This is a genomic window from Undibacterium sp. Dicai25W, assembly GCF_049340505.1.
Lineage (GTDB): Bacteria > Pseudomonadota > Gammaproteobacteria > Burkholderiales > Burkholderiaceae_D > Undibacterium > Undibacterium jejuense.
On the sequence record NZ_JBMPOQ010000003.1, the window covers coordinates 86,960 to 99,266 of the forward strand.

Below are 12,307 nucleotides of genomic sequence, written 5' to 3' on the forward strand. Positions count from 1 at the left end.
GATTTACGTAATCTTGAATCTTGATTGACAAATAGTACGATTGACCTATAAATTATACGTTATTGGTCGTTTGACCTATTATTTAACCAAAATAAGATTTTTCCAATATTTCTCGTTCCAAAACAGCATGTTGAGGAATGGAGAATGTTGTTTGAATTCACAATAAATAACGGAGATGTACATGAGTCAAGGAGTCTATGTATCTGGTGTAGGAATGATCCCCTTTGCCAAGCCAGGAACCAGTGCCAGTTATGATCAGATGGGAGCGACTGCGTCCAGATTGGCTTTAGCCGATGCCGGAATTAATTACGATGATATCGAACAAGCCTACGTTGGCTACGTGTATGGCGATTCGACCGCAGGGCAAAAAGCCTTATACCAGGTGGGCATGTCTGGCATCCCGATTGTCAATGTGAATAATAACTGTTCGACCGGATCAACTGCATTGTTTCTGGCACGCCAGGCGATTGCCAGTGGCGCGGCTGAATGTGTGCTGGTGCTTGGTTTTGAGCAAATGAGTCCAGGCGCTTTGGGCTCAATTTTTCAGGATAGACCAAGTCCATTCGATGCTTTTGATGAAGTCACTGAAAAGCTGGTAGGCATGTCACAAATCCCTTTGGCATTACGTTATTTTGGCGGTGCTGGTTTAAGCCATATGCAGAAATACGGCACGCCTCTGGAGTCCTTTGCGAAAATCCGCGCCAAAGCCAGTCGTCATGCCGCGAATAATCCATTGGCTTTGTTTAAACAGGTGGTGACACCTGAAGACGTAATGAATTCAACCATGATCTGGCCGGGTGTAATGACCAAACTGATGGCATGTCCACCTACCTGTGGTGCTGCCGCTGCCGTTTTGGTTTCAGAAGCTTTTGCAAAAAAACATGGCCTTAACACGCAGGTGTATATCGCAGGACAATCGATGACGACCGATAAACCATCGACGTTCGATTCTGAGGATATGATGAAGGTGGTTGGCTATGACATGAGCAAAGAGGCTGCAGCCAAAGTCTATGCGCACACTGGCATTGGCCCTGACGATTTGGATGTGATCGAGTTGCACGATTGTTTTGCCCACAATGAGTTGATTACTTACGAAGCGCTGGGTCTTTGTCCTGAAGGCGGCGCGGCGAAATTTATTGACGATGGCGATAACACCTATGGCGGAAAAGTAGTCACTAATCCGTCCGGCGGTTTGCTATCAAAAGGACATCCACTTGGCGCGACCGGATTGGCTCAATGTTTTGAATTGACCCAGCAATTACGTGGTAATGCGGGCGATAGGCAAGTCGCTGGTGCGCGTGTCGCGTTACAACACAATCTGGGTCTCGGTGGCGCTTGCGTTGTCACTATGTACCGTCAATCCTGATCACGAAGGAGAAAAAATGAATTACACCTCACCATGGATGTGCTCGGAACTGGAAAGCTTTCGTGATGCGATTCGCCGGTTTGTTGAGTCAGAAGTGACACCCTATCAAGAGCATTGGAGAAAGCAACAGCACGTTGATCGCAGTTTGTGGAATAAGGGTGGTGAAATGGGCATGTTGCTCGCCGATATTCCTGAGGAATACGGCGGTTCTGGTGGTAGCTTTGCCCATCAGGCGATTGTATTTGAGGAGTTGGGCTACGCTGGTGATATGGCTTTTGGAATTCATGTGCATGCCATTGTTGCGCACTACATTTTGAATCAGGGAACAGAAGAGCAAAAGAAAAAGTATTTGCCCCTACTGGCAAGTGGTGAAATGGTTGCAGCCATCGCCATGTCTGAACCCGGTGCCGGATCAGATTTGAAAGGCATACGCACCAGCGCAGTGCGCGATGGCGATGGTTATCGCATCAATGGATCGAAGATCTTTATTTCTAACGGTTACCTCGCTGATCTGGTCGTGGTCGTCACAAAAACTGATCCAGACGCAGGCAGTAAAGGAGTGTCCTTGATGTTGGTTGAGACCAAAAACTGCCCGGGTTATCGAGTAGGGCGTATTTTAGAAAAAATCGGTCAAAAAGGTCAGGATACCTGCGAACTGTTTTTTGATGATGTACGTGTGCCAGCCGATGCCGTATTAGGCGGTGTCGAGGGTAAAGGCTTTTATCAATTAATGACAGAATTGCCTTATGAACGCACGATCCTTGGTGTGGCCGGTGTCGCCGCCATTGAGAGGGCGCTACGTCTGACGATAGAGTACACAAAGGAACGTAAGGCGTTTGGGCAAGCATTAATTGAAATGCAGAATACCCGTTTCGTTCTGGCAGAGATCAAAACCGAAGCAACTATTGCCCGTACTTTTATTGATCGCTGTATTGTTGATATGCTGGAAGGCCGCATGGATACTGAGTTGGCGTCGATGGCGAAATACTGGATTTCGGACTTGCAATGCAAAGTCATTGACCAATGTCTGCAATTGTTTGGCGGTTATGGCTATATGCTGGAATATCCGATTGCGCAAATGTATGTCGATGCGCGTGTGCAAAGGATTTATGGTGGCGCGAACGAAATCATGAAAGAGATTATTTCCCGTTCACTTTGATTGCGTAGGCCGGACGCAGTCTGCATGGATGGTGTTGCAAGCTGCTGGATTGACGCTCAAAGCGTGAATCGATTTTTCTTACGCTTTTAGAAATGAGTAAATACATGACTGGTCCATTAACAGGTTTGCGCGTCATTGAAATGGTCGGATTGGGACCTTGCCCGTTTGCTGCAATGATGCTGGCGGATATGGGTGCTGAAGTTATTCGTATTGATAGAAAAACTAAGCCTGGTGAAAAGGTCGTTTTTCCGATTCTTGGTACGCGTTTCGATGTGTTGGCGCGCGGACGGCGTTCTTTGGCTTTGGATTTGAAACTCGTTACTGATCAGGAAATTTTATTAGAACTGATCTCTAAAGCAGATATTTTGCTGGAAGGATTTCGTCCCGGAGTGATGGAACGTTTGGGCTTGGCGCCGGAAGTTTGTCAAACGCGTAACCCAAAACTTGTCTATGGTCGGATTACCGGTTGGGGGCAGTACGGACCATTAGCGCAAGCGGCAGGACACGACATCAATTATCTGGCGCTCACAGGTATGTTGCATGCGATGGGGCGCGCGGATACGCCACCCCCGCCGCCTTTAAATCTGGTGGCTGACTTTGGCGGTGGCGCAATGATGTTGGTGTTTGGTGTTGTGTGTGCCGCCTTAGAATCGCAAAAGTCAGGCCAGGGTCAGGTGGTCGACGCCGCCATGGTTGATGGCTCTGCATTGTTGGGTGCCATGTTGTATGGCTTTAAACAATTTGGTGCGTGGAGCAATGAACGTGGCATTAACTTATTAGATGGTGGCGCACCGTTTTACGACAGTTACGCTTGCGCCGACGGAAAATTTATCACGATAGGTGCCATAGAGCCGCAGTTTTATGCTTTGCTATTACAACTCACGGATGTGCATGATCCTGATTTTCAGGCGCAAATGAATGTCTCGACCTGGCCGCAATTAAAGCTTAAATTTGCTACTTTGTTCGCTACTAAAACCCGTCAAGCGTGGTGTGAAATTTTAGAGGGAACGGATGTCTGCTACGCCCCGGTACTCGATATGAATGAGGCGCCTGATCACCCGCATAATCAGGCACGTGGCAATTTCATTGACGTTGCTGGCGTTAAACAACCTGCGCCGGCACCTCGTTTTAGTCGTACGCCACCAGAAATCTCGATGCCACCGGCTCGCGCTGGTCAGCATAGCGGAGACATTTTGCGTGACTGGGGGCTCAGTGAAAACATGATTCAAACTTATCAAGACGCATGATTTGTCTTTTTGTACAAAGAATTTAATTTTTCCGGCTTTCAAACTGCACGATATTCTTTCGTTGTCGCTAGAATTGCACGAACATTCTCCTGAAATTGTTGGGAGCGGAACTTCCCTTGCTTCCATGGTTCAAAATATGCCAAGCCGCCAATCAATGAGCGGAATAATAAATCAGGGGAGAATGTATGCGCGGTTCAAAAGTATTGCCCGGCTTGTTGCCTGGCGTTGTGGCAATCATGATGTGTTTTCCGGCGTTTGTCGCACACGCTGCCGATGCAGCCAAGCCAGAAGTCAAAGCTGAAGCTGAAGTTAAAAAATGGGATGTCAATCATCCGCCAGGTGAAGCCAAAACAGTCAATATTGATACCCGCACTGGTACCTGGATGAGTGTCGATGTTAGCCCCGATGGGCAACAGGTCGTCTTTGATTTATTGGGCGATCTGTATTTGTTGCCGATCAAAGGTGGTGAAGCAAAGCCACTCACGCATTCTATCGCCTGGGAGATGCAGGCGCGCTTCTCTCCTGATGGCAAGCAAATTGCGTACATGTCAGATGCTGGTGGTGGCGACAATATCTGGGTCATGAATGTTGATGGTAGCAATGCCCATGCCGTTACCAAAGAAGATTTTCGTTTATTGAATAATCCAGTCTGGAGCCCGGACGGTCAATATATCGCGGCACGCAAGCACTATAGCGGTACGCGTTCCCTCGGTTCAGGCGAGATTTGGATGTACCACACCAGCGGCGGCTCAGGTGTGCAACTGAATGAAAAACCGAATTGGCAAAAAGATTTAGGTGAACCTGCTTTTTCTCCTGATGGTCGTTACGTCTACTACTCTCAGGATACGACGGAAGGCAATTCGTTTGAATACAATAAAGATTCCAACGGACAGATTTATCAAATTTTCCGCAAAGATTTGCAAGATGGCAAAGTCAAAGCTATCGCTGGCGGTCCTGGTGGTGCAGTGCGTCCAGTGCCTTCACCAGATGGTAAATATTTGGCATTTGTAAGACGCATACGTAATCAATCTACCTTGTTTTTGAAAAATCTCGATACAGGAGAAGAAGTCGCAGCATGGCCTGAGCTTGAGCGCGACATGCAAGAATCCTGGGCAATTCATGGTGTCTATCCCTCGTTTGCTTGGATGCCAGGTAGCAAAGAAATCGTAGTGTGGGCGCAAGGAAAAATCTGGCGTCTCGACCCTTTTGCGCAAAAAGCAACTGAAGTTCCTTTTCATGTCAAAGATACCCGTGAAATTCGTGCTGCGGTTCGTTTCCCGCATGCAGTTGCACCCGATCAGTTTGAAGTCCATCAATTACGTTCAGTGAACGTCGCACCTCAAGGTGATAAGGTCGTTTATTCTGCTTTAGGACATCTGTATATCCGTGATTTGCCGAATGGTACGCCACGTCGTTTAACCAAACAAAACAGCTATTTTGAATATTTTCCGAGCTTCTCGCGTGACGGAAAAAATGTCGTCTTCACCGCCTGGGATGATCAAAAGACGGGTTCAGTACGCAGCATTAATGTGGCCAGCGGAAAAGAAACCGTATTAACCAGCCGACCAGGCAAATACACACAAGCGCGTTTCTCTCCAGACGGCAAACAAGTCGTGTTTGTGAAGTCTAAAGGCGGTTATCTGACCACCCCTTGGTTCGCTATGGAAACTGGCGTCTATGTGGTGGATGCAGATGGAAAATCCCCGGCACGTTTGCTGACCGAAGAAGGCAGTGCACCACAGTTTGGTAAAGATTCAAAAGAAGTATTTGTTAGCCGCACTAAATACACGAGTGAAGTCGATTGGACTACTTCGTTGATGAAAATTCCTTTGGATGGCAAACCTGAACAAGCGGTCGCGAACAGTGAATTCGCGGGTGAGTTCGCCGTTTCTCCGGATGGACAGTGGCTCGCATTTGGTGAGCGGTTCCATGCCTACGTAACGCCTCTGCCAACTGTCGGAAAGGCAATTACCATTGGCCCTAAAATGGATGCGCTGCCAGTAAAACAATTGGACATCAATGCCGGGCAGTATCTGCATTGGTCTGGCGATAGTAAGCAAATTCATTTTGCACTGGGTGACGAATTGTTTACGCGGGATTTGAAAGATGCTTTTGCTTTTGTGCCTGGTGCACCGGCTGAGTTACCTAAACCTGCTGAACGCGGTGTGAAGATAGGCTTCACGGAAACAACAGATAAGCCGCATGGCACAACGGTGATTTCTGGTGCACGCATTGCCACGATGCGTGGTGACGAAGTGATTGAGAATGGTCGCATTGTGATTGTCGATAATCGCATTACGCAAATCGGTAAGGCAAGCGATATCACGGTTCCTGCTGGTGCAACACAAATCGACGCCACTGGTAAAACGATTTTGCCTGGTCTGGTTGATGTGCATTGGCACGGCGGTATGGGCGAGGGCGGCATAATTCCTCAGCAAAGCTGGATCGATTATGCATCGCTGGCATTTGGCGTGACAACATTGCATGATCCTTCGAACGACAGTAATGAGATTTTCTCGCATAGCGAAATGCAAAAAGCTGGTGCTGTCATTGCGCCACGCATTTTCTCAACGGGTACGATCTTGTATGGTGCGAAAGCGAATTTTTCAGCGGTCGTGAATAATCTCGATGATGCGTTGACGCACTTAAAGCGTCAGAAAGCTTTAGGCGCGATTTCGGTCAAGAGCTACAACCAGCCGCGTCGCGATCAACGTCAACAAGTGTTAGAAGCTGCACGTGAAACGGAAATGATGGTTGTGCCAGAAGGTGGCTCTTTGTTCGAGGCTAATATGACGATGGTGATTGATGGTCATACCGGCGTTGAACACGCACTGCCCGTGGCGAAAGTGTACGACGATGTAACGCAATTATGGTCGCAAACGCAGGTGGGCTTTACACCTACACTGGGTGTTGCCTATGGTGGGCTAGATGGTGAACATTACTGGTATGCGCACACCGATGTCTGGAAACATCCCTTGTTGTCCAAATATGTACCGCGTACCGTGCTCGAGTCGCGCAGTGTCCGACGTGAGATCGCCCCGGAAGAAGATTACAACGTCTTCCGCGCAGCAGAGGTAGCAACGACATTGCAAAATGCTGGCGTACCTGTGAACCTGGGTGCTCACGGTCAACGTGAAGGTCTGGCTGCGCACTGGGAATTATGGACTCTGGTGCGTGGTGGGATGACACCAATGCAAGCCTTACGTAGCGCAACCATTAATGGTGCACGCTATTTGGGTTTGGATAAAGATGTGGGGTCTCTTGAAGTAGGGAAGCTGGCTGATCTGATGATTGTGGATGGCGACGTATTGCACGACATTCGTCAATCTGATCGCGTCACGCAAGTCATGCTGAATGGTCGTTTGTATGACAGCGCGACGATGAATGAAGTCGGCGCGACCAAAAAAAACCGCAAGCCATTTTTCTTTGAAGGAAAATCCGGTGTCAACGCACCAGTTGGTGCGGCCGAGTATAGCCACGGCGGTGATTGATCGTCCTTGCTTTGCATTCAAAAAACCTCATCAACAATGTTGGTGAGGTTTTTTTATCGGTTAATGACCCAATGAAGGGCAAGTGCAACCCGCCAATGTTGCTCTCACTGTAATCTCAGTGCGGGTTGCACCAGCCCAACAAATGATGTGTTCGCATGCTGATGCACGTTCTATTTTTCCGAAGTTATTTTTTTGAATTAATTTTTTCTATCAACTCTTCTGTTGATGCCTGTTGATCAGCATTGAGCGTCAAGTCTTTGACAGCCACACCACCAATTTGCGTAAATTTTTTGACGTTGAATAGATGCTTTTTATCTTTATTGGTCACGATTGACCAACTTGTCATATTGCCGTCAATGTGAATCAATAAGTCACTTTGCGATACAGGGAATCTTGGTCTACACCATTCGCTGGTTCTGTTTTGCAACTGGATGTTCGAAGCGGTTTGCGGTCCGAGTAGCGTTTTTTCTATCTGTATGTTGGTTTCTTCGCAGCCACAATCGTTCGATATAGTGAGGACGGTTGTTCCGTCAGTATTGGTCTTGCTAGTATTTAAATCTGGACAAGACTCGCTACCAGATGGCTTTAGTGTGATTGACGTTACCCGTCCAATGATGAGCTGTTCCTCGGCTAAAACGTGACTGCTAATACTAGCCAACACTGCGATTGAAATGGGTAAAAGTAAAAGCTTCTTTATCATGATCTTGATATGAGTAAGTTTGTCAGTTTAATCAATAAATCTGGTTTTCGATTTCTGCGAGGTCGGCGTCGTTCGTTTTTTATCGATAGGTTTAACAGGATGAAGCGCTTGTTTTGCAGTGAGATAATGTTACCTTAAAAATAATTGTTGAGTTATTTTTATGGAAATATATTTGCATTTTTTGAGATGCTCCTGAAGGGAATTGAGCGTTTCCCATTTCAGATACAGTTAGACCTAAGTAAAAACACGAGGTGTATCCTTTATTTGGTCTTGAGTGTGTCAAAATAGCGTTTTAAGCATTTTTGCTCTGTCATTTTGTTTAAATGGCAACTGTAGCGAGTTAAATGCTGCGATTTCTTATCCAACTCACTGGAGTCACATCATGTTTCAGCACGTCGAAGCCTATCCTGGCGATCCTATCTTGTCTCTGAACGAAGCATTTGGCAAAGATCCACGCCCAAATAAGATCAATCTGTCGATTGGTATTTATTTTGATGATGCAGGCAAGATTCCTATGTTGCCATCGGTACGTGCTGCTGAACATAAAGTTGTGGCTGATGCGGGTGCACGTCCTTACCTGCCAATGGAAGGCGCAGCGAATTTCCGCACTGCAGTGCAAGAATTGTTGTTCGGTAAAGATAGCGTAGCGGTCAAAGCTGGTCGCGTGGTGACCATGCAAATGGTGGGTTCTTCTGGTGGTTTGAAAATCGGTGGCGACTTTATTAAACGCTATTTCCCTGCTTCAACGATGCTGGTGAGTGATCCGACATGGGATAACCACCGCGCTGTTTTCGAAGGCTGCGGTATCACAGTGAAAACTTATCCATACTACGACGCGGCGACTGGCGGCTTGCGTTTTGATGCAATGTTGGAAGCACTGAAATCTGCGGAAAAACACAGCGTTGTGTTGTTACATGCCTGCTGCCACAACCCAACGGGTGTTGATCTGACGAAAGCGCAATGGCAAGCTTTGGTGCCAGTATTGAAAGAGCGTGAATTGATCGCCTTTTTGGATTTGGCGTATCAAGGTTATGGCGATGGCATTGAAGAAGATGCGTACGCTATTCGTTTGCTGGCTGACCAAGGTTTGAGCTTCCTGGTTGCTAACTCGTTCTCTAAGAGTATGAGTCTGTACGGCGAGCGTTGCGGTGCATTGAGTGTAGTATGCCCTGACGCAGCGCAAGCAGTGAATGTTTTGGGACAGATGAAAGCAACAATTCGTCGCAATTATTCCAACCCCCCGATGCACGGTGGTCAGTTGGTTGCGCGCGTGTTAAGCGACCCAGAACTGCGTCCTATGTGGGAAGCAGAAGTGGTTGCGATGCGTGATCGTATTCAGGCAATGCGCCGTAAATTGCACGATGTGTTGAGTGCAAAATTGCCTGGTCGAGATTTCAGCTACTTCCTGACACAACGCGGTATGTTCAGCTACACCGGTCTGAGCGCGGAACAATGCGATCGTCTGAAAGAAGAATTCGGCGTGTATCTGGTACGTTCTGGTCGTATGTGTGTGGCTGGTTTGAATACTGGTAACGTTGAAGCGACTGCAAATGCGATGGCAGCTGTATTGGGTTAATTTTTAGCGTAATGTACGAATAAAAAAGCGATGCTTCCAGGCATCGCTTTTTTTATTGCTCTTCGTAGAGTATGCCTACAAATTATTCGATGAAGTCAACATGGGCTCACTACCGGAGCGACCTCGGTCATGGCAAAAATATGTACTTCCGAATCTGGTATTTTTAACAGGTGGTTAAATGCATTGCGTAGGCTGCTTTTGCTGCTCGTGGTGTAGGCGGAAATGGTTGGTGGACGTTGAATTGCCAGTAATGATAGACCCGCTTGTTCGAGCAGCCTTTGCAATTGTGTGGCTACCGCTAATCCAGTATCGACTAGTTGAATGTTCGTTGTGCTTGTTTGAGTTTCAGACTGATATTCTCGTATTACTTGTTCTATCAAATTGACGACGAAAGGATAATGGGTGCAACCAAGTACTAAGGTGTCTGCGCCTGCTTGTAGCAATGGCGTGACGTAATTGCGTACCAATTTCAAAGTGGCGACTGAACGTAGTTCCCCTTTTTCTATTTGATTGACGAGGCCGACGCAGGCTTGTACTTCAAATTGGACTGAGCTTTCTGCACTGATATGTGCACGTAAACTGTTGAATTTTTCACTTTGCAAAGTGAATTGCGTAGCCAGAACGCCGACGACGTTGCTTTGACTTACGGTAGCGGCTGGTTTTAAACCAGGCTCTATACCGATGATGATCAAATCCGGGTAACGTTCACGCAGCGCTTTAATTGCTGCGGCAGTTGCGGTATTGCAGGCAACGACCAGTGCTTTGATATGTTGTTGTAATAGGAATTCTGTCACTGCGATACAGCGTTCAGTGATATCAGCTTCTGATTTTTCACCATAAGGAGCGAATGCAGAATCAGCAAAATAGATCAGTGATTCATGAGGCAGGATATGGCGTATATGCTGCAACACAGATAAGCCACCAATTCCAGAATCAAACACCCCGACAGGCGCAAAACGATCAAATTTCATTTGGGATATTCCTTATCTGGTCTGGGCTCACATTAGCTAATGAATCAAACTAAAATGAGCCCAGTCTTTGTTGCTATTCTGTTTTTGTTACTTTAACTTGCAAGCATTCAATTAATTAACAGGGATGATGCCTATCTTTGCTTGCCATTCTTTTGGTCCGGTGTTGTGTACTGATGTGCCTTGTGAATCCACCGCAACGGTGACGGGCATATCGACGACATCAAATTCATAAATCGCTTCCATACCCAGATCAGCAAAACCAACCACCGTCGCAGATTTAATCGCTTTTGACACGAGGTAAGCCGCGCCACCAACTGCCATCAGATAGGCAGATTGATGTTTTTTAATCGACTCAATCGCAACCGGTCCACGTTCCGCTTTGCCGATCATGGAAATTAAACCGGTTTTTTCCAGCATCATGTCGGTGAATTTATCCATACGTGTGGCCGTTGTCGGGCCAGCTGGACCAACGGCTTCATCACGGACTGGATCCACTGGGCCAACGTAGTAGATTACACGGTTAGTGAAATCCACTGGCAAGGATTCACCTTTAGCCAGCATGTCTTGAATACGCTTATGCGCTGCATCGCGTCCAGTCAGCATCTTGCCGTTCAACAGCAAAGTCTGACCTGGTTTCCAGGACGCGACTTCTTCTTTGGTCAAAGTATTGAGGTCAACGCTTTTGGATTTTTCTGTGTCTGGAGTCCAGTGAACTTCAGGCCAGTCGGACAGTTTTGGTGGTTCGATATAACTTGGACCAGAGCCATCGAGGACAAAGTGGGCGTGACGTGTCGCTGCGCAGTTCGGAATCATCGCCACTGGCTTGGATGCCGCGTGGGTTGGGTACATATTGATTTTGACGTCCAGCACTGTGGTCAGGCCACCCAGACCTTGTGCGCCAATGCCGAGGGCATTGATCTTGTCGCACAATTCAATACGCAATTCTTCAGTTTTGTTTTGCGGGCCGCGTTGTTTGAGTTCGTACATGTCGATGTCATCCATCAAGGATTCTTTTGCCATCAACATCGCTTTTTCTGCGGTACCACCAATACCAATACCCAGCATGCCCGGCGGGCACCAGCCTGCGCCCATGGTCGGCACGGTTTTCATGACCCAGTCAACTAAGGAGTCAGATGGGTTGAGCATAACAAACTTGGTTTTGTTCTCGGAGCCACCACCTTTAGCAGCAACCTTAACGTCAACGGTATTACCAGGCACCAGTTCCATATGAACTACCGCTGGCGTATTGTCTTTGGTGTTTTTACGTTCAAATTGTGGGTCAGCGACGATAGAAGCGCGCAGTTTGTTTTCAGCCAGATTGTAGCCTTGGCGTACGCCTTCATTCACGGCGTCAATGATAGAGCCAGAGAAACCTTCAAATCTCACGCCCATACCGATTTTGAGGAACACGTTGACGATACCGGTATCCTGGCAAATTGGACGTTTGCCCTCTGCGCACATGCGTGAGTTGGTCAGAATCTGTGCAATCGCATCTTTGGCGGCTGGACTTTGTTCTGCTTCATAAGCGCGCGCCAGATGGGCGATGTAATCGGCTGGGTGGTAATAACTGATGTATTGCAGCGCGGCGGCTACGGATTCGATCAGATCGTCTTGCTTGATGACTGTCATGTTGTGGCTCTTGGCTAGTGATGGAAAAGGTTAACTCTGTGAATCCGGTACAGATCAGAAGTGTCCTTAGACGTGCACAACGTACACCCACAAAAAGTGTCGTAAGTGTCGTTTATGCGTCATCTGGTACAGCATAGCTCAGGGTGGCACGTGTTGTACCAACTCGAA

The 12,307-nt window shown here is 47.4% G+C and carries 8 protein-coding genes; 5 read left to right on the forward strand and 3 right to left on the reverse strand.

What is annotated here, in order from left to right:
• The first annotated feature begins 181 nt into the window (after positions 1 to 181).
• The 4 genes from ACO0KY_RS05195 (at position 182) to ACO0KY_RS05210 (ending at position 7,263) form a co-directional block, all read left to right on the forward strand.
• On the forward strand, positions 182 to 1,366 hold the full coding sequence (locus tag ACO0KY_RS05195) for a lipid-transfer protein (RefSeq protein ID WP_423044732.1): 1,185 nt from the start codon (positions 182 to 184) through the stop codon (positions 1,364 to 1,366).
• Between the two features lie 16 nt (positions 1,367 to 1,382).
• A complete protein-coding gene (locus ACO0KY_RS05200) occupies positions 1,383 to 2,525 on the forward strand; it encodes an acyl-CoA dehydrogenase family protein (RefSeq protein ID WP_423044733.1) in 1,143 nt (380 codons plus the stop codon).
• A gap of 104 nt (positions 2,526 to 2,629) precedes the next feature.
• Positions 2,630 to 3,772, forward strand: a complete 1,143-nt coding sequence (locus ACO0KY_RS05205; RefSeq protein WP_423044734.1) for a CaiB/BaiF CoA transferase family protein — start codon at positions 2,630 to 2,632, stop codon at positions 3,770 to 3,772.
• A 185-nt stretch (positions 3,773 to 3,957) separates the two neighbouring features.
• Positions 3,958 to 7,263, forward strand: coding sequence for an amidohydrolase family protein (locus tag ACO0KY_RS05210; protein WP_423044735.1), 3,306 nt, complete (start codon positions 3,958 to 3,960; stop codon positions 7,261 to 7,263).
• Positions 7,264 to 7,447: 184 nt separating this feature from the next.
• Here ACO0KY_RS05210 and ACO0KY_RS05215 read toward each other — a convergent pair whose 3' ends face one another.
• The gene (locus tag ACO0KY_RS05215; protein ID WP_423044736.1) at positions 7,448 to 7,963 is read right to left on the reverse strand and encodes a hypothetical protein; all 516 of its coding nucleotides are present in this window, start codon (positions 7,961 to 7,963) and stop codon (positions 7,448 to 7,450) included.
• A gap of 382 nt (positions 7,964 to 8,345) precedes the next feature.
• On the opposite strand from ACO0KY_RS05215, the gene ACO0KY_RS05220 reads away from it, so the two are divergent.
• Positions 8,346 to 9,539 carry an aromatic amino acid transaminase gene (locus ACO0KY_RS05220; protein WP_186913617.1) on the forward strand — a complete coding sequence of 398 codons (1,194 nt, stop codon included), beginning with the start codon at positions 8,346 to 8,348 and terminating at the stop codon, positions 9,537 to 9,539.
• Between the two features lie 95 nt (positions 9,540 to 9,634).
• Here ACO0KY_RS05220 and murI read toward each other — a convergent pair whose 3' ends face one another.
• Together murI and ACO0KY_RS05230 are read right to left on the reverse strand one after the other, a co-directional pair.
• Entirely contained in the window at positions 9,635 to 10,510 is an 876-nt protein-coding gene (murI, locus tag ACO0KY_RS05225; RefSeq protein WP_423044737.1) for a glutamate racemase, read from the reverse strand.
• 111 nt (positions 10,511 to 10,621) lie between these two features.
• On the reverse strand, positions 10,622 to 12,139 hold the full coding sequence (locus ACO0KY_RS05230; RefSeq protein ID WP_422992800.1) for a fumarate hydratase: 1,518 nt from the start codon (positions 12,137 to 12,139) through the stop codon (positions 10,622 to 10,624).
• Positions 12,140 to 12,307: the final 168 nt, after the last annotated feature.